We start from the raw sequence: 25,686 nt of genomic DNA on the forward strand, positions 1-25,686 counted from the left end.
AGGCGAAGAAGTAGAAACAGTCTGTCCGTTCTGTAATGGTACTATGCGAAAAGCGAGAGATGTCCAAAGAGATTAATATCTCATTTGGGACGTGGTTTTGGGTCGCGTTAGCGATTTTGTTCTTTAAGGGCCAGATTGTTGCATAATATAAAAAATCTCAATATTAGCTTTCTAAAGTTTTTGAATAATTCTACAAATCAGGCTGTACTCAATGTGCCTTTGTAATATAATGTAATTATGTGTAATTTTAAAGGTGTATTATTACCCAATTTTAGCAAATCAAATTAATCATCTAGTGTTAGAAAATATTTATTTTATGCTGGGGTGTAAAAGTGAGTACAAATATTGGCTTGAAAAAAGTATATAGCGAAATAGAACTACTTAAGGAATCATACGGAAGATTACATAAATGTGAATTCCATATTCATACTCCGGCTTCATATGATTATCGACTAAATACGGGGAAAATATTTAAAAATTTGACACTTAATGATGTTCTCGAAATAGCTAGAAACGAAGAATATTTAAGTGATGAACTAATACTTGATCTACAACAAAATAAAACCGAAGAACATAATCAATTGGTAAGCAGTTTAAATGAGAAGTCAGGTACAAGTTATAAGGATTTAAGAGAAATAATTGCGTATGAATTAATAGCAAACAAATTATATCAAAATGATATAGAAATAGCTGTTATTTCAGATCACAACACTATCAAAGGATACAATAACTTAAGAGATGCTTTAATTAGGTTATATGAGACTAGATACAAAGCGGAACAAAAAAAATGTATAAGGTTATTTCTTGGAATAGAGATTAGTTGTTCAGATAGGTATCATTTAGTAGCAATATTTAACGAGGAAAATTACCCCACAGTTAATAGATTTGTTGAAAAATATATACATTCTGAAGAAGACGGAACTTATATATCTTGTTTAGATATGGTGAATAAGGTTTTAGAGCATAATGGAATACCCTATATCGCTCATATTAACTCAAATGATTTATTAGGAACAGATTTATATAAGAGGTCCTTGTTTAATGATAGTGGACTTTTTATTGTTGGATTAACTAATTCAGATAGTAATAAAAAAACATTTGATAGACTTAAACCTTTTTCTTCTAATGTTAATAAGAATTTTTGTTGTATAAATGAAGGTGATTCCCACGAACTAAATCAAATAGGTATTAGAAATTCATGGATAAAATTTAACTCTATTAATTTTAGTTCTTTAAAAAAAGCGTTTTTGGATCATCATGTATGTATATATCGTGATAAGCCAAAAAATAGTGACAAGTTTATTAAAGGTTTATATATTGTTCCAGGAGACGATGGGGGGTTCCTCATTTCAAAGAATGAGCCTAATGCTCCTTTTTTAGTTGATTTTTCTAGAGACTTAAATTGTATTATTGGTGGGCGAGGAGTTGGTAAGAGTACAATATTAAACATATTAGAAACAGTCTTTACGCTAGAGGTGAAGGATAAAAAAAGCCTTAAGTTTATTAGTAAAAATAAGGTGATTTACATTGTGTTTTACTTTAAAGGGGAGGATTATATAGTACAATTCATTCCTCAAGTAGGTTCAACTGGTTATACTGAAGCATTTTTTCTGGAAAAGGCATTTAAAGAGGGTGTAGTAACGGGTAAAAGTTTAGTTTTAGCTCCGCATTGGATCGAATTGAACAAGGTTGTTATTCAAGAAAAAGATAAAGTGATTTTTGAAAAAATCGAACAAAGTAAAGCAATTGAATTACTAAATGAGGTTTATAAGAAAAGTTTCTCAATTAATAACATAATTGAGCAAATTAACTCAGGTAAAGTTAGTGATTTTATTAGAGAAATAATATTAAATGGTAATAAATTCAATTCCATAAACAAATATACCCTACTACTCCAGCAATGTAATAACAATAACTTCCGAAAAGTTTTAAGAACAGAAATGAAAAATATAGTTAATGATTTAGCTGAAAGGAATAGGCAAGTCTATAGTGTAATAAAAGAGTTTAACGAAAAAAATTTAAAACTAATACAAGTAACCAGTTCATTGACTAGTCTTGATCCCTCTGAGTATATAGATATCTTAGGGATTAATGGGAAATCAAATGTGGCTAACACTTATTTAACTTGGAACGATATTGAAAAATACCTTTATACGATAGTGAAAAAAATGAACTACTTGCAGTTTTTAGATTTGCTATTAAATAAAAAACATAATGTGCTTGAAGAGGTTATTAACATTAAAAGTTTTGTTACCCAAAGAAGTTTGGGAGGATTTGATGAAATTAATAGCAGCAATTTAAGAAAAATATATAATAGTGTTGAATCAAGATTATTTAGAGATATAGATAAAATGAACTCTAGCTTGTCTAGGTTCTTAAATTTACAAGATGATTATACGCTAATGTTTAATATAAATTCTAAAGAATCTGTGGAATCAACGAGCGTTTTAATGAGGGAAATCGAAACATTATCCCTCGGACAGAAGGTAGTTGCTATTCTTACTTTTTTATTTAATTTCGGTGAACACTCTTTAGATAGTACACCGCTTGTAATTGATCAACCAGAGGATAACTTGGACAATCAATATATTTATAAAAACCTAGTAGAAAGCTTAAAAAATGTTAAGAATTCCAGACAAGTAATAATATCAACCCATAGTTCTACAATAGTAACGAATGCAGATGCTGAACAAGTTATTGTTTTGGAGTCAAATAATACAAACGGATGGTTAGTAAAAAAGGGGTATCCTGGTGATCGTGTAATTATTAAACATATTCTCACCATCTTAGAAGGTGGTGAACAATCATTTAGTCAAAAGGCCAAAACATATAGCAATGTCCTGAGTTAATGAGTTCGTAATTCTCAACTATCGGGCACAGTTTTTTAAAATATGAGTATTCTCTTTTTATTGAAGTAAAGATTATGAAAAATTATTTAGGATTTTTATATCATTAATGGGGGTCTTTTATTGAAAAAGGGAGTAATTAGACCATTAGTTATTTGTCTATTTAGGAATAATAACTCTATTCTTGTTGCTGAAGGGTATGACACCGTTAGCAAGGAATACTTTTATCGTCCAATAGGTGGAGGCATCGAATATGGAGAATTGAGCTCTGATGCGCTAGTAAGAGAAATCCAAGAGGAAATAAAGACAAGCATAACCAATCTAGAATATCTAGGAACAATTGAAAACATTTTTACATACAACGGTGAGATTGGGCACGAAGTAGTTATGGTTTATGATGCAACATTTGTTGACTCTTCATTATATAAGACTAGCATCTTTGAAGGTGAAGAAGATGATGGAACTCTATTTAAGTTGTTATGGAAGCCAGTAAGCGATTTTCAGAATGGGAAATTACGGCTTGTTCCAGAGAAATTATTAGGATTTTTTTAAAAATATATATAAATATAATTTCTATTCTTTAGAAATAAACAGCAGAAATAAGAATTAATGATCTTCAACAATAGGGAGCTAGCCAGGAGCAAAGATCAGCACTAATTTAGAGTCAGGTTCTGGTAAAAATATTGATTTTATCTGATATTTAGAATATTATAAATTTAATAGGAGATATTTGGAAGGAGTCTTATACTTTATGCCAACATACTTGTAATGGTCTTATATAAAAGCATATAAATGCCCTTTTTCAACCAAGGGAGTAGTATGTCTTTTTTTTCATTACAAGGAAAGCTAAGTAGTATATTTCTTTATACTGCAGAGCTGCCTTTGGGGAGCTCTATTTTTTTACCATCCATTCTCCTATTATTCGTAGGCGTTCTTTGAATGAAATTATTTTATTAAACATCTACTATGTTCATTTGGAGGTAAATCTATGAGTATTATGCAGTTAACAAGTTTGAATCACGCAGAAGTAATCAGATTATTTAGTAGTGATATTGAAAACTACTACTTTCTTATAAATGATTTAATTGTCAATAATTATCAAGGAGATCATTTCAAAATATATGGAGAATATGAAAACGGAGAATTAGTATCTATATTACTAAATAATTTTAACAATGTTACTTACTATTCTCAGTCAGATCGAGAGGTAGAGATTTATAAAGAGATTTTAAGTAATTTATCTTTCAATAAACTATCTGGCCCCAGTGAGTTAATGACAAAGTTTAAACCTTATATTAATTTGAAAAATGATGCTATATCCCATATGGGTGTAGTGAAGAACGTAATGGTTAAAAGAAAATACCCAGAATTAGAGATGAAAAATTGTTCAATCTGATGAAGAGATTGGAATGCAATATGATTTATTTTTATCAACTGATGAGTTCCTCGGTAGTCTTCCTGAGAATAGAGACGATTATATTAAAATGGAAAGTGATAGACTGAAAAACACTGCTGATCAAACTGCTTATTTAAGTATAGATAATGTCATGGTTTCATCTGTTGCTACTATTAGAGAAGGTGATAAAAGTGCCATTATAATAGGTGTTTATACAAATCCAAAATATCGTGGTAAAGGATATGGGACAGAAGTGTTGACTTGCTTGTTTAATAAGCTATTGAGCGAAGGAAAATATCCATATTTATTTTATAACAATCCAGTTGCTCGAAGTGTCTACAAAAATCTAGGTATGACTGAAGTTTGTGAATGGTGTGTATTATTTGTATAGATAATCATCTGTTTTAGAAGGTGAAAACGATTTGGCGCGCTCTTGTAAAAGATCTGCGCTCATACGAATTTAGGCTAAGATAAAAAAATCATATTATAGGAATTTATATATTATGAAAATGAGAAGGTTTACTTATCAAAAAACTCAAAAAATATCGGAGGATTTATATGGAGATTTTAGATATTAAAAAAATTACTTCGAGTTGGGGTATTGGAATAAAAAATTATAAAAAGCTTTCGGAAAGGGCAACTCTAATAGTTACTAATGATGAAGATAAATTTATTATAAAGAGAAAGGATAATTTAGAACAGTTTAATAACGAATTAAAACTTATCAGTCTCTTAAGAAACAATAATTTTTCAACTCAAATTCCTTTAAGTAATAAACAAGGGAATTTTAGTGTACCTTACAAAGATTCAAATTACTCAATATATAGCTATCTTGAAGGTTGCACCTTTAATAGAGAAGAGAGTCTGAACAATCCTATAATTCCTAGACTTCTAGGAGAAACAATTGCGGACTTAAATAAAATAATGAAATCTGCTGATTTTCTAAGCGAGTACCCTAATAAAGATTTATACAAAATGGTATATGGTTTTGCAGTAAATGAAATTAGCAAAGTAGATATTTCTAGTGAACTTTATTCTGTTTATCAAGAGTTGGAAGAGGATGTAAAAAACATAGTTGATATTCTTCCAAAGCAGTTAATTCATAGGGATGCTCATATTCATAATATTATATTTAATAACAACCGTCTTTCTGGTGTAATTGATTATGAAATGGTAGAAGTCAATGTTAGCATATTTGATCTTTGTTATTGCACCACGAGTGTATTAAGTGAAGTATTTACTAAAGAGGAATTAAGGGGTAAGTGGTTTAACTTTGTTGGAAATGTAGTAACTGCCTATAATCAAGTTAATCCCTTAGCGGCTTATGAAAAAGAGTCTATATGGTATGTAATGCTTTGTATTCAAACTATATTTATGGGCTATTTTTCTAGTAACGAAGACATCTATAAAATAAATAAAGCAATGTTCCAATGGATTTATGAAAATAGAAATCAAATAGATGATAAAGTTTTACTGGATGTGAAATAAAGATAGCTCTTAGCTACCTTGAGAATATACTAAAAGTAACGAATTGTATAAGCTTAGAACCATTAAGTAATTATAATAGCAGTAATATCAGTTATTCCATTATCGGGCGCTTTTCAGTAGTAACGAAAGCTACTTTTCCTGTGTTTCCCAATCTATATGAACTATCCTGAAAAAATCAATTCCACTAGATTGTTGAATAAAGCCTACTTTTCTAGTCAATACTAATCCTAAGAATAATTGCTTTATAAACTAGGAGAGTGAAGCGGATGTTATTGTCACAAGTTTGGAAGAAATACCAGCTTGATAAAAAGATAGAGGGGTATTCACCGCTAACATTAAAAACCTATTGTTTTCAATATAATATGTTGTTGCGCTATTTTGGAGATATCGACCTAAACGATTTGACAACAGATCAGTTAAAAGAGTATCTGATCAAGGGAAGCACACATCTAAAACCCTCTAGTTTGGGGCATAGAGTTCGATGTATTAGGTCATTGTTTAAATGGGCAAATGACGAAGGGTTAATAAAAAAGAATCCTGCAGCTAAGTTGAAAGAACCTAAGCTAGGGAAAAGAATTCCAAAATTCCTCACTGAACTTGAAATTGAACATCTCCGTGAGTCCTGCCAAAATGCTATGGAAAATGCGTTATTTGAATTCTTTTATTCAACTGGTTGCCGTATTGGCGAAGTTGTTAAACTTAATCGTGATGATATCAATTTCACGTCAAATTCGGTCATCGTTCATGGAAAAGGGGATAAAGAACGGGAGGTATATTTCAATACTCGTTGCTCCTTGTGGTTAAAGAGATATCTCGATGAGCGAGATGACCAGGACCCGTGCTTGTTCATTACCGAGAGGAAACCTAAGAGAAGAATGAGTATCGACTTAATAAGATACATAATCAAGAGTATTTCTTCTGGAGCCGGGATTAAGAAGAACATTCATCCACATCAATTAAGGCATAGCTACGCAACGCATATGATTAACAATGGGGCTCCACTGGAAGTTATACAAAGTTTACTTGGCCATGAAAAAAGTGAAACAACAAGAATATATGCTCAACTAAGTGGGAAATTAAGAAGAGATCTCTACAGCAAATATTTTTAAAAAATCACGTTCAAATTTGAGCGTGATTTTTTATATTGAATGAAAATAAAAGATTGAGTTTATCACTTGTTTTTGAAATAATTGGAATAAAGCAATAGGGAGTTTAATGGATCAGCATTTTAGAATGAATTATTTTAAATTAAGAAGGTGAATGCCTATGATACTTTGGTTTAGAAACTTACCACAGAAAAGTATGGATTTGTCAGTATGGACTCCTTTCATACAAAATAATTGGTGTCGAAAACACTATGTGAAGTTTGTATACCTTATTCAGATAATCATTTTATCTGTACCATCTTTCTTTTTTTATAGTACAGGATTCACTACTATAAATATTATTATCATAATAAGTCTCCTTGTCTTCATCTTTCACGAATGTCTACACCTTTTGATCTTAAACAAAAAAGATGATATTAGCCTTACGTTTAGCGGCATATTTTTTTTGGATAAATACAAATTCAATACTCTCTAAAGTTAGATTCTGGGTATTTATGAGTTTTCCTTTTATTGTATTATCGGTTGTGCCTGATATTCTATCGTTCTATGTATTAGGAGATATCAAATTAATCTTATTATATATAGGGTGGTTCAACACTTTAATTTCTTCCTCAGATATCATTAACTCATTTCTCATTGCAATTAAACCGAAAAATACAGTTTTTTACAGAGGTTATTACCGAATAAAAGAATAATAAAACGTAATTTTAATGTGTTTGAACTAATGTTAGAGCACATTAATAAATTTTAACCGTTATTAAACAAACTGGAGCTTTAATTGAATAAGGCAATATAGAATGAAAGAGGCTGTGACAAAACTAAATTTCAATTAGTAAAAGACGAACATTATAATTTTCTACTCTAAATACCGCTATTGATTTCCGTGCAAGATTCCGCTTTCTGCGGGGTGACACCTGAGCCTCCTGCGTGCGGAGTCTTAATATTGCCATTACTATCCCGCCGAGTCTCCATCTTGAACTCCAATCAACCGCTGAATAACCTGAAGAATATTTTGGATTTATAAATAGGCTGTTTTCGCAAACTTTGTTGCTTTAACGTTTTTTTAAGAAACTCATAATAATAGTTATTGTCGTGCATTTTTCCTGCAAGTAGTTTCAGTCAAAAGGCAAGTTTTCAATTAACAGGAATGTAAAATGTCCAGAATCCGACTTTTTACCGGTTACTAGCAACAATTTTTTTGAAAAGAGACTATAAAAAAGACCAGAACTATTTTAATGTATCAATCAGAATAGTTCGGGTTTTGTTTAAGTCGTTTTTCTTTTGTCCCAACCTGTTTTCTTTGTTTCTACACTATATGAATTATTTCGTTTATTGCATATTGTCTTTTTTTTGCAACAGTGAGACGCTGAACAGGCATTTCCGGCCCCTATTCCACACGCATAAGTTTTAACACGCCAATTCACAGTAGTATGTTAGCCAACAGACTGTTGGGAATTAGCGTGCGAATTTCGTTGTGAATTAGTATGTTAAATGACCATAAACCCTTTAATTACAACAAAAACAAGAGGTCCAATTCATATGGGAATTGGACCTCCAATTTTATTTCTTTTTTATTGTTTGTACTCCAAAACCGAACCCGTTAATAGAAAAAGCAGAGTTTATGGCTCTGCTTTTTTAAATAGGAAAATATAGTTCTATTTCTATGTTTTCCCTATTTTCCATGTTTTTTGGTATAATTAAAAGATTCAGATAAAAGGGGGAAGATTGCCGTGACTTAAGAGAAAAGGCGAATCCAGAGGGAAAAATCTCAAACAAAAGGGGGAAGAAGCGTGGAAAAAGAGTTATGGAAATGGATTTTGCAGCAATTATCGGACGAGCGGTTAAAAGGGTTGTGCGAGGAATTGCGAGTACAGGTTCGCGGGTTTCGAAGAGGAGGAAACATACCGCATCATTTACGTCCGCTGATGATTGCAGAAGTCCTAAAGCAGAAAAATTTCACCAATCTAACGACTAAAACAAGTGTCACGTTTCACGAGAAGCTAGAAAAGAAGTATTCGTTCATCGACATGGATGAAAACGCTTTAGTGGGGATTGAAGATATCCCACCGTCCTTGGTGTTGCATAAGCTATTGTCTGTTCGTGCGATAGAGAAGGCTACCTCTTTATACAATAAATACACTAGTCAATGGGAGCCGGAAGAGTTGAAGAAAATTGAACATGAACGCTCCGGGCGATTAGAAGCGTATTTAAGGGAGTTGGAACAAGAAAAAGAAACAAAGCAAACTACCGTTTCTAAAAAAGAGGTCAACGAAGAAGAACAATTGGATAAAAAGTGGAAAAACCTTCAAAAAAAATTAGACAAAAAAATTAAATCATTGCAACAAGAATTGGACCGTGTGCAGCAAGAATTCTCTCAATACCGTCAGGCTCATCAAGAGGAAACCAAAAAGGAAAACGAAGAGTTGCATCGGTTAAAGACGGAGAATGGTCAACTTCAAAAAGATCTTACCACTCAACAACGAATGTTGGAAAAAGAAAAAATTGAGTGGAAAAATGAACAAACCGCGTTGCACGAAAAAGTAGGAGTTCTGCAAAAAGAAAAAAGTTCGTTGCACGCTGCGATATTACAGCTAGAATCCTGCCTCCCACCAAAGCGGAAGGTTGCATTGCTTGGAAACCCAAGAAATAGAACGGTATTTCGAGACTGCCCTTGTGAAGTTCGGGTTGTGGAAAGAAAAGGCCTACCAGATTTTCAGCCTGCGAAAGGGGAAGAGGTCTGGGGGTTGTTATACAAATTGGATAATCGATTGATTCAGGAAGTAGAAGGACGTTTGGGAATCACAGTCCGTAGAATCCCTACCTTTGAACAATTTAAAATCGCCATTGAAGAGGAGAAAGCCAGCTATGAAACACCAAAAGTGGGAAGCTAAATTCATCGCCGTATTAGCAAGTGAACAAGATGTTAGTGATATTGGGCGAGATATTTTTGTCAATACATCAGGAACTCCGCAATTTTCTTTAAAAATCATTTCGTATGAGCCTGCAGATTTCCCGCGGGACGTCAGGTATGTGACATGTTACGCTGAAGAGTTGGTAAAGTGGGGATTTGAAGATAATATCCAGGATACACATCTGGATCGATGCCAGGCTGTTCGGGACTTTTTGCAAGATTCCTTGCTTGTATTCCAACCAGAGCGAAGGGTGTCTAAACAGGATTTTCGTGAACATTATGTTGCAACCAATGTGACCCTTGTGGGGAAAAAGGACAATTTTTCGGATACTCTATCTCTAATTCCGGTGCCAGTCTTTTATGAACAAGGCTTGGTTACCTTAGAATCTTTTCGAACGAATTTGTTGCAACGCAAACATGTTGGGAACAACTTCCATGTATCAAGCAATGAAGAGGATACACATGGGTTTATCCTCTTTCGCGGGAAAGATAGAAAAAATATACTATTTGGTGAGTTTGATAGTCATACAGTTGCTCATGGGGGATATCGCTTTTTGTCCTCATCCGGCGTTCGAGAGTTGGAGTTAGGCTCATTGCTGGAAGAAGCGTACGAAAAAGAAGGGGACTCAGTGTTATTTTTCCCAGTTAACGTGCATGAGGAAATATTAGAAATGCTGAATGAGACCCCTCCTATTTCGCTTCCTGATGATGCACAAGAGGCTAGAGAACAAGCGGCAGCCGGTGCTACCATCGAAGCGGTAGAAACGAGAGAAGAGCAGTTCCTGGAAGAGTTGAAGCGAAAGACCAAAGAGATGGGTCTGTTCTATAGCGATGATGATTTGTACAATTTTCATACGGCATTGAAAACGCAATCTTTAGTGATATTAGCTGGCATGAGTGGGACGGGGAAGTCTCAATTGGTGAACGCCTATGCAAAAGCGTTGAGACTCCCTTCATCCCAAGTGGCATTTATTTCCGTACGTCCCTCGTGGACAGATGACACCGACTTGATTGGCTATCCGGATACGTTGAATAACGTATATCGTCCTGGGGACTCAGGACTGGTGAACACCTTGATTCGAGCAAAAAAAGAAAGCGATAAACTTTTTTTCGTTTGTTTTGATGAGATGAACCTGGCACGGGTGGAACATTATTTTTCTCAATTTTTATCCATCTTAGAAACGGATACTCGGACGTTGAAACTCTACAACGAAGACCTCCAGCAAAGGTTCTATAATAGCGAGCAATACGAACCGAATTTGACAATTGGAGATAACGTCTTCTTTCTAGGAACGGTGAATATTGACGAGACCACTCATCAATTTAGCGACAAAGTGTTAGATCGTGCCAATGTGATTGAACTGGCCGTATTGCCCTTCCACCGATTGCTTGACATTGAGGAGGAAAAAAAGAGTAGACGTACGGAGGAACTCCCTTACACCACAGAGGATTTTTGGTCCAAAGGCAAACAACCTCGAACGGTTCAGTTAACAGAAGTAGAGCTTTCTTTTCTTTGGGATATGCACCAAACATTGCAGAATGTTTCCTTGAAAATGGGGATAGGTCCCCGTATCGTCCGTCAGATTGACCGTTACTTATATAATATGCCGGATTCAACACCGTTCACTCGACGGGATGCGTTTGATAAACAGGTGGTGCAGCGTGTGTTAACCAAGGTGCGTGGGGCGGAGGACGTGCTTCTTCCGCTTGTTGGTGTGTATAGGGACGCAGAGGATACGGTAGTGGAAAGTGAGTTGTTCCAATTATTCAATCGCTATTCCGAGGTATCGGAATTTATCGAAGCTAGAATGCTTTTGATTGCTAAAGCAAGGGAGTTAAAACGCAATGGCTACACCATGTAAGTTGACGTTTTTTCATACTACCACTAACTCTCACAAGGAGAGGATTCAAGTTGGGGATCCTATACTGATTCCGTTCGTTTATCGAACGGAAGAAGAGATTCGAAACATTTCAGATCACGATGTACCCGTCCTGACAGAAAATATGGATTTGCACATTCGTTTCGAAGGAGACCCTGGTGCTCGATTTTACATGGATGGATTGGATATGTTGCCAGAAAGCATGGTAAAAGAGGACGAAAAGGGGGACGTCTATTTGTCCCCGTCCATGCGAGACCAGGTATTATATTATGGTTTCACCTCTCATGACCAGTCCTCTTATTACCCCTTGATTCCGGGGTATTATCGAATAAAAGTTTTCGTACAGGGTGATGTCTTCCATTCGATTGTTCGGGTAAAGCCGAAGCAAGTAACAGAAGAGCAGTGGGAATGGATGAGAAATGACATTGAAGAAACGTTGCATGGATTGGCTCAAGATTTGTTACGAAAGAATTCTCATGTTTCGTTGGACGAACAATCGCCTATCCCTCTTACTTATTTGCGTCAATGGCTGCTTCTTCGAGAGAAAAAAGCACAGTTGTTGCTCGTGGCAGAGGAATTGGTCGGTAACCCTCGGGTAACCATTCAAAAAGAGCACAAATTGGTGCCCAATACGTTAGCAAAACGACTGGACGAAAAAGGAATACGATTTCGCCTGCAGCACCCGGAAAAACGGGATGTAATCAAGGATGCTGTCCCAACGCTTGGGTTTGATTTGCCTGAGAACAGGTGGTTGGTTCATATTCTTCGTACTCTGTATCAAACTTTGCAGAATCTGCATGAGTTTCTGGTTTCCTTAGAGCGATCCACGCAATTGGAGATGGAGGACTTGTTGCGATGGGGAAAACGTTCAGAGGACAGGGTCCGTCTCAAACGGAAGGTGTTGACACAGATAGAGGAAATGTTGAAAGATGCGAAGTTGTTCCGTAGTTCTTGGATGCAGGTATTACAAGCTCCTTGGGTGCAGGAATTGACACCAGGATTACCTCAGGAAATTCCGATCAGTCTCTCATCGGACTACAGATATCGATTGTATTATACCTTGTACCGGGCACTGAGGGAGCAAGACGTATCCGTCGCCCTTGATCCTATATATACCTATCACTGGAAACGAACAGATTTGTTATACGAAATCTGGGGATTTATACAGGTGGTCAGGTTGTTAGGTTCCGAGGAGATGGGGTTTATCCCAGTGAAAGGCTGGTTATACGAAGAACCGACCAATGCTCGGCAAGTAGTAGTGCCAGAGTTAAGGTCAGGAGCGTCAATTGAATTCATGAGAGACGGGTTGAGAGTGGTGGTACGCTATGAAGAGGAGTTGCCGGTTACAGCTCGTGAAACTTCCTTAGAGCAGCCTCTTTATACCAGTTCAACTCACCTTCATCCGGATTGCCGTATTGATGTGTATGACAAAGAGGGGCATATCGGCTCATTGTTGCTGGACTTTAAGTACCGGCCCTTACGTTCTATATGGGACAGAAATTTAATTAAAACCCAAAGACAGACCAAAACGATGAGACAGTTGGATGCTTACTCTTCCTCTTGCCGTAGCCCGTGGTATTTGAAGGGTCGGGTTTCTGAGGTGGCGTTGAGACGCCTTCGTCCCGTTACGGAAGTATGGCCGGTCCATCCAAATATGCACGGCACCACTCACTCACGAGAGATAGACGATTATCATATCAGGCCGATGGACTTAACGCCTGGTTCCGATCAAGCTCATTTCCGCAAGCAACTAGAGGATTGTTTGGAAGAAATGAAAGGGGTTGCCGGTATTTTTACGGGTTCCTCTATCACGTCTTCTTAACTCCCAAAATAACAGGCACTCTTCTATTTTTGAGTGTATGGTGTTGGGGAGGGGGGATAAGTTGCTATACTCACTTTGATTCACGTGACCCTGATACCAATTCCAATTACGGGCTGATAGAAGGAGGACAATTCGATATGGGTGCTACGATGTGGGACGAGCGGGACCGATATATAAGAAATTCTCCCATATTTGATTTTCATAAGATCAAAGCACCAGTACTTATATTCCAAGGTACAAGAGACCACCTATGTCATGCAGAGGCAGGACCAATGTTTTCCTCCCTGAAGCGATTGGATAAAACAGCTCAACTGGTCCTTTATGATGAAGAGCACTATAAAGGTTCATGGCGTCATGAAAACATTGAAGACTTTTATTAACGTGTCTTTGAGTGGTTAGAGAAGTACGTTTAAGAGTTGAAACAATTATCTATAATTCTTAAGAATACTAAAAAAGAAATAGTACTTATGCAGCAATCGGGAGTGTTTCTTTGATGACAGTGTATTTTGACAAAGAAACACATCTCCTTTCCCTTTAATTATAAATAGAAAGGGAAAACTTTGCATTTATTTAATATGCGGTCCAACGCTACTATTTAATTGAATATACAACAATTTTGCGCTTATCTTTTATAAGTAAGCCTCATTTTATGTGAATTAATTATTCGTGATGTTTCAACATTTGAGATAATTGGTCCAAGTAACTTGAGAAGCTTCATTCAATAAGAAAAACTTATAGATTTTCATAATAAATCCATCATTTTGTTATATTTAACATTTGGTATATTAAAATTGTCAGCGTTATTTTTATGTCTTCTCTAGTTATGAAGAAAATGAGGGCAACTAAATAAGGAAAAAGGAGGTAGAAGCTAATGATATCATTGAATCCAATTGGCTTTGCTTACAATGAAAGACGTGAAATGGAAGATGATAACTGGGGAGGGATAGTGACCAAAATAATATTGGAACCTTCAGTCTCAGAAGATTCCCTAAATGAAATAGAATCATTTTCACACTTAGATATCATATTTTACTTTCACAAAGTAAATCAAAAGAGGATAAGTACTGGTGCAAGGCATCCAAGAAATGACGAATCTCTTCCTAAAGTTGGGATTTTTGCACAACGCGGAAAAAACAGACCAAATCAATTGGGTCATACAACTGTAAGAATCATGAAAAGAGAGGGTAGAGAATTATCAGTTATTGGCCTTGATTGTATAAACGAAACACCGATTTTAGATATAAAGCCTGTTATGAAGGAATTTCTCCCAAGTGAACCAATTTTCCAACCTAACTGGACAAAAGATATAATGAAAAATTATTGGAATTAAATATATAATTGGTGAATATTTGGTATTCAATGGTCTTTATCTTTTAAAAAACTAAAGAGTTTTTTAGAATATTTGGTACATGAATTACTCTTGTATTACTGAGTATTAGTGGTTGCATTTAATTCTCTTATATAGAGGATATTAATACCTTTAAGCAATACCATAGTAAATTATTATATTTTACTTCAACTATCGGGCGCGATCCAGGAACTGGTCTGACCCCTGTCAAGTGGACAAAAAAATAAGCGCATTTAAGAAGCCTGACTTCTATATTCGATAGGAGTCAGGTTGTTTAACTTGTTTTGAAACCTTTCTTGGTTATAAAAGAGAATGTAGTTTTTAATAGCCTTTCGAACCTCTTGGGAAGTTTTAAACGTAAAGAGGTTAAAACATTCTGATTTAAAATGGCTGAAGAAACTTTCCATACTTGCATTATCCCAACAGTTTCCCTTTCTTGACATACTAACTTTTACTTTATGTCTTTTGAGTAGCTGATTATAAACATGGGACGTGTATTGATATCCTTGGTCACTATGGAGAATCATTCCTTTTACATTTCTTCCTCTTATGGCTTTATTAAACGTATCCAGTACTAGTTTATTATCATTACGTCTACTAATTTGATAGGCAACAACTTCGTTATTATAGAGGTCTTTGATGGCAGACAAATACAGTTTCTGTCCATTGAAAATAAGATACGTAATATCCGTTACCCACTTTTCATTAGGACGAGAAGCGTAAAAGGCTCTATTTAAAAAATTATTCGAGATTAGATAAGGCTCTTTCTTACCGTAATAAATTCGTTTCCTTCTGATAATTGATTTAATCCCTAATTCACTTAGTAACCGTTGAATTTTTTTGTGATTAATGTGAATTTCATAGGTCCTCTTTAACCCAATTTGTATTCTTCTATAGCCATAGATACCCTTACACTTTTTATGGCATTCTATTATTTTCTGCTTTATCTTCTCGTCCTCTAGTTGCTTTTCCGAAGGTACTGCTTTACGCTTTACCCACTTGTAGTATCCACTTCTTGACACTTTAGTCAGATGACAAAGTAGCTTTATAGAATGAGCTTGTTTAGATAAATCATCAATGACTTGATATAGTCTCCTAGGTTTTAAATCAATTCCCCCTTTCACATCCTTAAAAGCTTTTTTAATAATTCGTTTTCAGCTTCTAATCGCTTTATTTTTATTTGAGGATCTTCAATTTTAGATAAAGAGGCTGAACCAGACCCACTTTTTCTTCCGCGATTCTCTCTAAGACCAACAATTCCATCTTTACTATATTGTTCAACCCACCGTTGTATGTTTTTTCGATGAGTGTTTAATTCTCTAGAAACAGCAGCATAATTCTTTTTTTGATAATATAAATCCACCGCTTTTTTCTTAAACGTTATATCGTAAGTCTCTGCCTTTTTCTCCATAAAAAAATGCCTCCTTATAGTAGACAGATTAATGCGCTTTTTTAAATGTGTCTACTATAAGGGGAGCATACCAGAACAAGGATCAGCGCCATTTTTGTCGTGGCTAAAGAGAATTTCATATTGTAGGAATTATCAGGTTATGAAATAATTGGAATTAAGCAAACGGGCAGTTTACTTGAATAAGTTTATCAACTATCTTTTGAAAATATAAACTAAGGGGACTGAGAATGAAAGTAATAAGAATAATACGAAACAATTTTATATTTTTTACTCTCACAATGTTAGTTGTTCTTTCTGGTTGTTCCGAAAAACTTGAATCTACAAAATTTGAACTGTATGATGGCAATGCTTTAAAAATTGCAACAGTCGGAGAACCACCAGAAGTTAAGGAGGAACAAGTGAGTTTCAGTCAAATTTCTTTCGATAATTTTAATAGTATAGATTTAGATAGTTATGATGCAGTATTTATTATGAAAGAAAATCTCTCCCAAGCTGCTGAAAGTCAATACGCAGATGTTTACTTAAATTCGGCTATTCCATTCATCTTTGTATCTGCTAAAAGTCATATACCTTTTACTGTGAAAGATGAAGCATATTCTAACTTTTGGGGTTGGACCCCTGGAAATGGTTATACTGTTGGGATACTAAGTGCTGAGGAAGGCAACTCAATAAATAGTTGGGAATTTGGTTTGTATAATGATGAGATATCGGATGAACATATAAAGGAAATGTATACAAGGATTTTTATGAAAATTGATGAGCAGTAATAATTATTAACTTGAATTATGTATTTCCATAAGTGAATTATTCAGCAATCGGGGCGTTTCTTTAGGAAATGCGTTTTTTTTATCATTTAAAAGGCCAGATTGTGGAGGGTGAGTTCAAGAGATATTTTGGTAATTCATATAAAGGGTGTTTATGATTAATTGGAGTGAAGCGTATCATAAATGATGGTAAAACAAAGGTTGAACTAACTATAAATAGCCATTGGCTGTCGAAGATTGATTATATATTTTCTAATTTATATTTTCTGAATTTGGCGAGAAGCGAAAACTTTCTTGTCAAGTTCTTTTTTATTTTTTAATTAAAGAAATAAATGTTAAAGAGAATGAAATAAACGAAATTTGTTTTTTTTGTTAACCTTTTTAAAATTGAAACGTTTTATAGGTGGGAGGTTTGAAATGAAGGATTCCATGATGGGGAAAAAACTAAATGAGATACTAAAATTTGTATACTCTTACCTAATAAAAATGGGTGCTTCAAAGGAGGATGCAGAAGATATTATCCAAGATACTGCGTATAAGTTTTTACAATACATAGACTCAGTCCAGATTGATAATATCCAAAGTTGGCTATTTAGAGTAGCAGTAAATAAATATTATGATTTGTCCCGTAAGAAATCTAGACGAAGAGATATATTATTGAAATTCAACGTACAGGAAATATTTGAGGAAGAAACACCTGAAAAAGTCCTCATGCTAAGTGAACTAGAAAGAGATGTACAGGAAGTGTTGACGAAATTAAATCCAAAATATAGGCAAATGCTTCTTCTGAAATATAGCACAGGATTAAAAATGAGTGAGATAGCAGTGCTTTATGGTATGAAAGAGGGATCGGTTAAGACCATTCTCCATAGGGCAAGAAAAGAGTTTATTAAACAATATAGGAGGTTTGAACATGAACAAGGAAAATGAGTTTTTCCCTAAGGATTTAGAATTTGAGAATTTAGTAAAAAAAGCAAGGAAACGTTCCATGATAAAAATGATCCTCATTTCATTAGTGATTAGTCTCATCGTTGTATTTGGGCTTTATTTTCTTGGTAATAAAGTAATGGTCGTAAAAATGGAGAAGGAAACAAGCTTAGATTCGACTTGGAATGGAATTATGGGGGCCAACATTGAAGAGCGAGGGACTTTATTTAATTATTCTCTCACTTCTGCAACAGCAAAAACGAAGTTAGTAAAAGTGGTTGGAGGAGTACCAATTCCATGGGGGGAACAGGAAAAAGTTTTTACTATTTTGGGAACATCTCGACTCATTTCAACTCATGGTCCTTCCGGCTCCGGCTACTCAGATGATGAGCGAATTCCTATGTACTATGAAGGAGAAAGAGTCGTTGAATTTTTTCATCCACAAGTAAATTATAAGCAACTATTTGATGATCGAACGTTACTTAATGTGATTGATGATAACTCGGTTGTAGAAATGGCTTTTTCGTTTGTTAATGGATACTCCATTGAAGAAGTAAATGAGGTATTTAAAGAACACTTAGTATGGTATTGGGTAGATACGTTCAGTAAAGATCAAATAGAAAATGATAATAAGTTTAACGAAGATAAGAATTTCCGAGACGCTACTATCCATGGTTTTCAAGCTTATGGCTTTTCATATAACCGAGTGGCAGAATCCAATTCGGCCTCTAACTTTATCTCAATCTTAGAAGAGGTTAAAGAAGATGGTGGCGATTATCAAGAAGATGCAAAGCGAATTATTACGAATATAACGAATCAGGGTGAAATAAACCTAGAACCTGGGAACTTAAAAATTATTGGTGTGATAGTTACAGGAAAACCAAGTGATTTACTAAAGTTTAGTGATGAATCAATGATTCGTGGTGCTACATTAGGAGCAACAACAAACCTATATTAATTTGTTGTGGAATAGGTAATTTTTTCAAAGGGGGAATTAGAAATGATAAAAAAGGCTATAATTTTAGGAATTGTATTTTGTTCATCAATTCACTTAGTTGGATGTAATACAAATGAAGTAGTAGAAAGCGAGCAGGAAGTAGTAGTTTCTCAAGAAAAATTATTTTCCGAGTTACAAAATGAAATCATCGCATCAGTTACAGAGCAAACGGAACTTGAAAGTGATTCACTCGCAATAATGTTAGATGGTGGTGCTGGTGAATTTACCATTTCGGTAGGTACCCCAAAGGATGCCAAGATTGATGATATATTAATGCAAGAAATAGTTAAAGATTCACTTGAAAATATTTCTGAACCAGAAGGGACTAGCGAAGAAAAAACGAAAGTGAAAATAAAAATCGAGAAATACTAACGGTGAAGTTCTTAAAGGATACAATCAACCTTATAAGTACAGTTGTTTTATAAAATTTTGAAAAAATGTACATAAGAATCAAGTGGGTTACTCCATTAAAGGGCGCTATTGCAGCATAAGATGTTCGTTCTTAAGATCGAGGATATTAAATTGCATTTATGAAAAAGGAGTTGGCTATGAATAGGTTTGAATATCCTACTAATATGATGGTAATCACATTAAAAGAAATCTTAGATGGAACAAAAACTGTACTGTATGTTTCTCACGATGAGGAAGATGGAATGTGGCAATTTCTTGATGGGTCAGATGAACTTGATGCAGACAATGCAAGAATAGTAACTCTTGAAGAAATGCTGAAGATTGATGAGTCTGGCTCTTTACTGTGGGATTTACCACCTGGGTGGATAGCGGAAAGAGTCGATAATGAAGGATTATGGACAAAGCGTGAAAAAGATAAAGTCCAGAAACATTAATACGCTATTTGGAGCTTTTCTGTAATAAGTTATTAATTGAAAATCTTCAACTATCGGGCGCTATCCCAGAACAAGGATAAGTGCTCATTTTTTATTTTTGGGCCCAATTGTGGAGTAAACAGCTATTAACAAGGTTAAAATTTATTTAGCCTATAATAAAACAAATAATTAAAAATTATCTAAATATGTAAAAAAATATAATTTTTCTAAATATATTGACAAAAAATAGTGAAAAAAGTAATATGAATTTACCAAATATATAAAATAAAGGGGGATATAGTAAATGTTTAAAGTATTTGGTAAAAAAGTGTTAATTTCATTAAGTGTTATATTTTTGCTTGTATCAGGAGTTATTGTTGTAAATGGTTCTAATGCGTCTGCAATTACATTTGGGACATGGGGTGTTGATTCTGCGTGTGGAGGTCAATGCGATGGTTGGTATACAAATCATTTTGCTGCAAGGTTTCATGGCACAGACGGACCTTCTGGCCACTATACAATTAATAAATTTGAAGGAACTAATACTGGTAAAGAAAATCAATTTGGGGATGATTGGACGATAATGTTGCTTCGTGCCTATTCGATGGGTGATCAAGTATATTCTGATACTTCTAAAGCTCAATCCAAAACTCAGGCTGTTAATTCTACTTTTTGGCATACATATGCTAATAAGAGTGTAAGGTTGGCAAAAGGAAATAATAGAGTTGATTTTCATTTTGTCTATGCATTAAAACTACCTAGTGGAAAATTGAAAGAAACTTGGTATCCTATTAGAAGAGCTAGTAATATAAATTAAGTTAATAATTAGTTATTAAATTATTTAATCAGAAAGGTGGAAATTATTTTGAAGGATAATAAAAAATATATATTTATTTTCGGACTTTCATTAATTATTTTAATAAGTGTTTTTGGATATAATTCAAATAAAAGCTTTGCTGGAAAGGTGTACCCATTAGAAGGATATAGCTTTGAATTAACTCAATTAGATGTTGATGGAAGACAGAACTTACTAATACAAGTTGATGAGAACGGTTTTTTTTATAAAGAGATATTAAATGGTCCTGAAAAAGGTGGATTTGAATTATGGGATGGAGAAAATTTTTATAGATATATGAAAGAATTTGATGAGTTGGTGATTTTTGAAAGCGCTATAGAAGATGTAGGAAAAGTAATAGCACATCCATTCTTAAGTGAAATAGTAAATGAAGAAATTGAGAATGATTTAGAAGAAGGTAAATTAAGAAAATCATTTTTCGGAAAAACATATAGTAGCAAATACAAAAAGGGCAAGAATGAAATTGTGGAAAAATTAGAATTTAGCGAAGATGTCAATCACCCTGAAAAATATGAATTAACAGTAAATGGAGTTTCAGATACATTTATTGAAATTACAAATATTGATAATTTTAATGAGGGTATTAAAGCAATAGATTTTGTAGATATTAATGAGTTAACAGAATCTGGTACTGAAATTACAGAGGTAAGAGAGGATTTAAATTAATATTTTTATAACATTATTAACTAGAAGTTAAGAAATTGGTTAGGGAGTTATACTATTGAACTCCCTAACTGTGTATTTGAAAAGAAAATTATAAATAGGAACTTGCTATTTGGATATTTACTTATCTTTTACTCCAATAACTTTACCAATAATTTCATCGTTATTTAATTGATACATATAACCACTAGTCCAGTCATCTGGAATTACATAGTATTCATTTTCCGTTAATTGAATTTCTGGTAATTCATATAAAAAAATTTCATCCATTGCTGGTTTGTTATAAGTCATTCCATTATTCTGATCCATTACTTCGTAATATTCTTCTCTTTCCATTCCTAACCTATGGGCTTTTCCGTAAAAAGTATCAAGTATATTTTCATTGATATACACTTGCCCTTGACTAATTTTAATTTTTTCTCCACTTAACCCAACTACTCTTGCAATAACCTCATAACCTGAAGAAATATCTTCAAAATATAATATATCACCTCTGTTTATTTTTTTCTCATTCTTTAATGGTTCAATAACAATTTCTGTATCATAGTATTCGAAATTCCCTCTATTCATATTTTCTGAAACGTAGTGTGTAGTATAAGTTTCGTCTGTTAGATTTTTAATGATCTTAATTTCTGGTTGAGTTTCTGTATCAACAATAACTGCATTTGAAGCAGTATTATTGTTAATAATTTGAGAACTTAACAACACTACAGAAATCAGTATTGCTGCTGCAAAAGAAACAATATATTTATAATTGTATGGTCGATTAAATTTTTTTTTGTGAATACGTTTCATTAGTTTTTCTTTTTCTATTTCAGTTGCTTCAACATTTTTTAAGACAGTATTTTCTAGAATATTTCTCAATTTAGTTCCCAAGTGTATCCACTCTCCTCCAGTAAACTTTTAAAACGCTCTCTCCCTCTATAAAGTCGGGTTTTAGTAGTATTAATATTGATATTTAAAATGTTACTAATTTCTTCAATACTAAGCTCTTGATAGTAAAATAAAATAATAACTTCCCTATACTTTAATGGTAATTTTAATAATTGAATAGCAACTAAATATTCTTCTTGTTTAGTGGTAAATATGTTTTCTGGAGTTTCTTCAATTTTATATCCATCATCTAATGTATCTTTATAGATAATATTTTTAAAACTCCAACGCTTAAGAGCATCTCTACATTTATTAGCAGTAATTTTTAATAACCAAGTTTTATACGAACTTTTACCTTTAAACTTCTCCAAGTTGATAAAACACGAAATGAAAACTTCTTGAAGTATATCTTCAACTAAGATGGAATCTTTTACGTAAAGAAAAGCTATTCTTTTAATATCGGTTGAATATTTTGTAAAAAGTTCTTCAATCAAATAAATTTTATCTCTCTCACTTAAATTGTTATTCTCCTCCATTTATATCTCCCCTTCGTTAATATAGACGACGCAGTTGGCTTTAAGTTCCATAAAAAGAAAAAATTATTAATCCGTATGGTTAGTATAAGAGATAAAAGCTTAAAAAGATTTTTAGCATTTAAAAAACCAGTTAAACAACTAGTATATGGGATATAAGTTATATGTTGGTTCATCACCAAAAGTCGGGGGTGACAAACCTAATGACCCGTTTCTAAACGTAATCTCAGAAACAATCGGGCATCATTTCGATAGCCAAACCCACGCCTTTTAATAAGTTTAATCTTCTTGTTGGTACCTTCCATAATGCCGTTTGAAAGTGGAGATATGATGGTGTTAAGTAATGCTTGCTCCCGTACAATTAATGTTTTGGCGAACTTTGAAACAACACCTCATATATGGAATTGATACCGACCGAACCATTCCTTTAATCGACGTTTTGCTTGGGTTGGTTTTGTTCCCTTTAAGACGTAATGATTTAATGCTTGATAAATGTGCTTCGTATGTATATCTTCTTTGTGCCATTCCGCCACGAATCTACGTTCTTCTTCTGTTAATTCTTCAGGTTTAAGTGCTAAGCAACGGTCAATGAATCGTGATTTATGATGTTTTTTTGCTTCCCCTAAGAACCGTCTACGCCTTTGTTGGGCATCAGTGAAAAACTGGATGAGGTGAAAACGGTCCAACACATGAATGGCAGTTGGAAAAACGGTTTGAATCGCATTGGCCATTGTCGGTGCGAAATCACTGACCACTGCCCGGAAGGTACCTGTTACTTTTTTTTACACAGATTGAATGACTTCGTAATCTCGATGAGGAACAACTGCCAAAATACGCCATGTATCTGCATTTAGTACACTTGTCGCATAGTGGTGTCCTTTTCGAAGCGCAAATTCATCGACACAAATGCGTTCAGCAGATTCTTCTACCAATTGGTCAGCTGCATATAAATAATACCAGCGTTCTACGGTCGTATAAGGAAGTTGGTACTCACGCGAAACATCCATGATAGAACGCCCTGACAACGCTTCACAATTTGTTGACGAAAAGCAACTGTAGAGGAGCGAATAAGTCCTAAACCATAGTCATAGGTAAAAGTAAATCCACAAGCTTTACAGCGTTGACGAGGTACTGCTAGTTCTATCCAAAGAACGCCAATATTCCAAGCATACCCATGTCTAAAACGTCGTCGTGATTGATTATGACGAATCGTTTTCCCTTGACAAATGGGACATAGGATTGTTTGTAAATCTACTTTTACTGGAAATACATTTGGTTCATCTTCCTTTGGAAAAGAAATCGTAAAAATAGCTGATAATGGTAAAATCAATTTGATAAATTGGGATACAAAGCGAAAACTCCTCTCGTGGTTTGTCTGGTTAACAATTACGATACGTGAGTTTTCGCTTTTATTATATAGTTTAAATGTCATATTTTTGAATTTTTAGTATATCAACCTCGACGGTCATGAACCTATAAGTTTACATTTAAAGTTACCATATTAATTTTACTATATTTTTGATTTTTCAAATTTTAATCATTTTACTTTTTCCATTTTCTGAAGTTACTATTAAAAGGTAAGCTTTTTTTATGAAAATATAGATTGAGTAATTAATAAATTTTTGAAATAATTGGTAGCAATAGGAAGAATCGTTTAACAAGAATTACGTAATTTACAAGGGGGATAGATATGGGAAAATTTGAGGTAAAGCGAATATATAATCTGTTGAATTTTGATTTGGATAGTTTAGTAAAGCAAAGCAAACGGTTTTCGTTTTATAGAAAGATTAGTAAATGATTATAAAAATGGCAGTAATACTTTTAATTATTCTGGAGAAGGTTTATTTGGCGTGTTCAATGAAAAAGGTGTCCTTGTTGCTATTGGGGGATTAAATAAAGACCCATTTTCAAATGAACTATATATTGGTAGGCTGAGAAGGTTTTATGTTAGTAAGGAATATAGGAGAAACGGTATAGGAAGCTTTTTGGTTAAAAAGATAATTGACGAAGCAAAAAAAAACTATAAGATTTTGGTGCTTCATACAGATACGGAACAGGCTGATAACTTTTATACTTCTTTAGGTTTTACAAAGGAAAATCTTTATCCAAATTCAAGACACTTTATGAAGTTTAAAAGCTAACATGTTATTAAACAATCGGGCGCGATCCAGGAACAAGGATCAGCGCCTTTTTTATCGTGGCCAAAGGGAATTTCATATTGTAGGAATTATCAGGTTATGAAATAATTGGAATTAAGCAAACGGGCAGTTTAGTGAAAGTACAGTTCATATCAGGTAAAAAGTGAGGTGGACCAATGGGGCGGTTGAAGAAAATGTCATTAAAAAGTAGGTTAATAACTGGCATAATGGTGAACGATCTTAGAATTAGTATGGTAATCTAATAGTAACTTTGTTAAAAAAAGGGGAATAATCCAATGAAAAAATTATATTTAATTTTAGGGCTAATTGGTACTGTTATTCCGTATTATTTTTTTATTCAGTTCCTTAGGGATAATGGACTTAATTTAGGTTTATTAATGGAATTATTATTTACTAACACGATATCGTCCTTTTTTGCAGTTGATTTTTTAATCTCATGTGTTGTTTTCTTGGTATTTATGTTCAATGAATCACGAAAGTATAACATTAAAGAAAAATGGATTTGTCTTTTATCTCTGTTTACAGTTGGATTATCTTTAGCACTACCTTTATTTTTGTTTTTTAGACATTCTTATATTAATAGTAAAGATGAAGTATAAATTAGAAAATAAGCATGTCCCAGCTAAGATAAGTAAAATGTGTTAAGTAACAATAAAGTTGTTTAATTTACAATAAAGCCCTTTAAAAAATAATAAAGTTGTTTAAAAATCCTTCTTTAACTAACGGGCAGTTTCCTTGAATAAGTTTATCAACTATCTTTTGTGAATATGAACTAAGGGGATTGAGAATGAACGTAATAAGAATAATACGAAACAATTTTATATTTTTTATTCTCACAATGTTAGTTGTTCTTTCTGGTTGTTCCGAAAAACTTGAATCTAC

25 protein-coding genes and 2 pseudogenes are annotated in these 25,686 nt (G+C 33.8%); 21 read left to right on the forward strand and 6 right to left on the reverse strand.

Annotated elements, in window-relative coordinates:
* Nucleotides 1–332 precede the first annotated feature (332 nt).
* From LRP81_RS20390 to LRP81_RS20445, 12 genes and pseudogenes are all read left to right on the forward strand, one after another.
* A complete protein-coding gene (locus tag LRP81_RS20390; RefSeq protein WP_230504594.1) occupies nt 333–2,849 on the forward strand; it encodes a Spaf_1101 family AAA-like ATPase in 2,517 nt (838 codons plus the stop codon).
* A 120-nt stretch (nt 2,850–2,969) separates the two neighbouring features.
* Nucleotides 2,970–3,398 (forward strand): NUDIX hydrolase, encoded by a 429-nt coding sequence (locus LRP81_RS20395; protein WP_230504596.1) that lies wholly within the window; start codon nt 2,970–2,972, stop codon nt 3,396–3,398.
* A 436-nt stretch (nt 3,399–3,834) separates the two neighbouring features.
* Nucleotides 3,835–4,242, forward strand: a complete 408-nt coding sequence (locus LRP81_RS20400) for a hypothetical protein (RefSeq protein WP_230504597.1) — start codon at nt 3,835–3,837, stop codon at nt 4,240–4,242.
* Between the two features lie 13 nt (nt 4,243–4,255).
* Complete coding sequence (locus LRP81_RS20405; protein ID WP_230504599.1) at nt 4,256–4,633, forward strand: GNAT family N-acetyltransferase; 378 nt, start codon at nt 4,256–4,258, stop codon at nt 4,631–4,633.
* Nucleotides 4,634–4,800: 167 nt separating this feature from the next.
* Nucleotides 4,801–5,730 carry a phosphotransferase enzyme family protein gene (locus tag LRP81_RS20410; RefSeq protein WP_230504601.1) on the forward strand — a complete coding sequence of 310 codons (930 nt, stop codon included), beginning with the start codon at nt 4,801–4,803 and terminating at the stop codon, nt 5,728–5,730.
* Between the two features lie 266 nt (nt 5,731–5,996).
* Nucleotides 5,997–6,839 (forward strand): site-specific tyrosine recombinase/integron integrase, encoded by an 843-nt coding sequence (xerA, locus tag LRP81_RS20415; RefSeq protein ID WP_230504603.1) that lies wholly within the window; start codon nt 5,997–5,999, stop codon nt 6,837–6,839.
* A gap of 151 nt (nt 6,840–6,990) precedes the next feature.
* A pseudogene (locus tag LRP81_RS20420) lies at nt 6,991–7,531 on the forward strand (DUF3267 domain-containing protein).
* Nucleotides 7,532–8,626: 1,095 nt separating this feature from the next.
* Nucleotides 8,627–9,727, forward strand: coding sequence for a hypothetical protein (locus LRP81_RS20425; protein WP_230504605.1), 1,101 nt, complete (start codon nt 8,627–8,629; stop codon nt 9,725–9,727).
* Nucleotides 9,702–11,609 carry an McrB family protein gene (locus tag LRP81_RS20430; protein WP_230504607.1) on the forward strand — a complete coding sequence of 636 codons (1,908 nt, stop codon included), beginning with the start codon at nt 9,702–9,704 and terminating at the stop codon, nt 11,607–11,609. The genes LRP81_RS20425 and LRP81_RS20430 overlap by 26 nt, the downstream gene beginning before the upstream one ends.
* Nucleotides 11,593–13,449, forward strand: coding sequence for a DUF2357 domain-containing protein (locus LRP81_RS20435; RefSeq protein WP_230504609.1), 1,857 nt, complete (start codon nt 11,593–11,595; stop codon nt 13,447–13,449). The genes LRP81_RS20430 and LRP81_RS20435 overlap by 17 nt, the downstream gene beginning before the upstream one ends.
* Nucleotides 13,450–13,478: 29 nt before the next feature.
* Nucleotides 13,479–13,829, forward strand: a complete 351-nt coding sequence (locus tag LRP81_RS20440; RefSeq protein ID WP_399208200.1) for an alpha/beta hydrolase family protein — start codon at nt 13,479–13,481, stop codon at nt 13,827–13,829.
* A 491-nt stretch (nt 13,830–14,320) separates the two neighbouring features.
* The gene (locus LRP81_RS20445; protein ID WP_230504613.1) at nt 14,321–14,779 is read left to right on the forward strand and encodes an SAM-dependent methyltransferase; all 459 of its coding nucleotides are present in this window, start codon (nt 14,321–14,323) and stop codon (nt 14,777–14,779) included.
* Between the two features lie 251 nt (nt 14,780–15,030).
* On the opposite strand, the gene LRP81_RS20450 is transcribed toward LRP81_RS20445, so the two are convergent.
* Complete coding sequence (locus LRP81_RS20450; RefSeq protein ID WP_230504615.1) at nt 15,031–15,921, reverse strand: IS3 family transposase; 891 nt, start codon at nt 15,919–15,921, stop codon at nt 15,031–15,033.
* Nucleotides 15,918–16,208: a helix-turn-helix domain-containing protein gene (locus LRP81_RS20455; RefSeq protein WP_230504617.1), complete on the reverse strand. Its 291-nt coding sequence runs from the start codon at nt 16,206–16,208 to the stop codon at nt 15,918–15,920. Before LRP81_RS20455 ends, LRP81_RS20450 begins: the two co-directional genes overlap by 4 nt.
* A gap of 227 nt (nt 16,209–16,435) precedes the next feature.
* Between LRP81_RS20455 and LRP81_RS20460 the strand changes: the two genes are divergently transcribed.
* The 7 genes from LRP81_RS20460 to LRP81_RS20490 all read left to right on the forward strand — a co-directional run bounded on the left by LRP81_RS20460 (nt 16,436) and on the right by LRP81_RS20490 (nt 21,242).
* Nucleotides 16,436–16,975: a hypothetical protein gene (locus LRP81_RS20460; protein ID WP_230504619.1), complete on the forward strand. Its 540-nt coding sequence runs from the start codon at nt 16,436–16,438 to the stop codon at nt 16,973–16,975.
* 414 nt (nt 16,976–17,389) lie between these two features.
* Entirely contained in the window at nt 17,390–17,902 is a 513-nt protein-coding gene (locus tag LRP81_RS20465) for an RNA polymerase sigma factor (RefSeq protein WP_230504621.1), read from the forward strand.
* Nucleotides 17,886–18,857, forward strand: coding sequence for an anti sigma factor C-terminal domain-containing protein (locus LRP81_RS20470; protein WP_230504623.1), 972 nt, complete (start codon nt 17,886–17,888; stop codon nt 18,855–18,857). The genes LRP81_RS20465 and LRP81_RS20470 overlap by 17 nt, the downstream gene beginning before the upstream one ends.
* Before the next feature lie 42 nt (nt 18,858–18,899).
* Entirely contained in the window at nt 18,900–19,268 is a 369-nt protein-coding gene (locus tag LRP81_RS20475) for a topoisomerase (RefSeq protein WP_230504625.1), read from the forward strand.
* Between the two features lie 176 nt (nt 19,269–19,444).
* Nucleotides 19,445–19,741 carry a hypothetical protein gene (locus tag LRP81_RS20480; RefSeq protein ID WP_230504626.1) on the forward strand — a complete coding sequence of 99 codons (297 nt, stop codon included), beginning with the start codon at nt 19,445–19,447 and terminating at the stop codon, nt 19,739–19,741.
* A gap of 283 nt (nt 19,742–20,024) precedes the next feature.
* Nucleotides 20,025–20,537 carry a hypothetical protein gene (locus LRP81_RS20485; protein ID WP_230504629.1) on the forward strand — a complete coding sequence of 171 codons (513 nt, stop codon included), beginning with the start codon at nt 20,025–20,027 and terminating at the stop codon, nt 20,535–20,537.
* Between the two features lie 48 nt (nt 20,538–20,585).
* On the forward strand, nt 20,586–21,242 hold the full coding sequence (locus LRP81_RS20490; RefSeq protein WP_230504631.1) for a hypothetical protein: 657 nt from the start codon (nt 20,586–20,588) through the stop codon (nt 21,240–21,242).
* 117 nt (nt 21,243–21,359) lie between these two features.
* On the opposite strand, the gene LRP81_RS20495 is transcribed toward LRP81_RS20490, so the two are convergent.
* The 4 genes and pseudogenes from LRP81_RS20495 to LRP81_RS20510 form a co-directional block, all read right to left on the reverse strand.
* Nucleotides 21,360–22,115, reverse strand: a complete 756-nt coding sequence (locus LRP81_RS20495; protein WP_230504633.1) for a S26 family signal peptidase — start codon at nt 22,113–22,115, stop codon at nt 21,360–21,362.
* Complete coding sequence (locus LRP81_RS20500) at nt 22,100–22,648, reverse strand: sigma-70 family RNA polymerase sigma factor (protein WP_230504635.1); 549 nt, start codon at nt 22,646–22,648, stop codon at nt 22,100–22,102. The genes LRP81_RS20495 and LRP81_RS20500 overlap by 16 nt, the downstream gene beginning before the upstream one ends.
* A 197-nt stretch (nt 22,649–22,845) precedes the next feature.
* Nucleotides 22,846–23,652: pseudogene (locus tag LRP81_RS20505) on the reverse strand (ISL3 family transposase).
* Nucleotides 23,610–23,975, reverse strand: a complete 366-nt coding sequence (locus tag LRP81_RS20510) for a transposase family protein (protein WP_230504637.1) — start codon at nt 23,973–23,975, stop codon at nt 23,610–23,612. Before LRP81_RS20510 ends, LRP81_RS20505 begins: the two are co-directional and overlap by 43 nt.
* A 520-nt stretch (nt 23,976–24,495) precedes the next feature.
* On the opposite strand from LRP81_RS20510, the gene LRP81_RS23405 reads away from it, so the two are divergent.
* Together LRP81_RS23405 and LRP81_RS20520 are read left to right on the forward strand one after the other, a co-directional pair.
* Nucleotides 24,496–24,786 carry a GNAT family N-acetyltransferase gene (locus LRP81_RS23405; RefSeq protein WP_317987105.1) on the forward strand — a complete coding sequence of 97 codons (291 nt, stop codon included), beginning with the start codon at nt 24,496–24,498 and terminating at the stop codon, nt 24,784–24,786.
* A 293-nt stretch (nt 24,787–25,079) separates the two neighbouring features.
* Nucleotides 25,080–25,403 carry a DUF2834 domain-containing protein gene (locus LRP81_RS20520; protein WP_230504639.1) on the forward strand — a complete coding sequence of 108 codons (324 nt, stop codon included), beginning with the start codon at nt 25,080–25,082 and terminating at the stop codon, nt 25,401–25,403.
* Nucleotides 25,404–25,686 lie beyond the last annotated feature (283 nt).

Source organism: Sutcliffiella rhizosphaerae (assembly GCF_917563925.1).
In the GTDB taxonomy this organism is placed as follows: Bacteria; Bacillota; Bacilli; order Bacillales; family Bacillaceae_I; genus Sutcliffiella_A; species Sutcliffiella_A rhizosphaerae.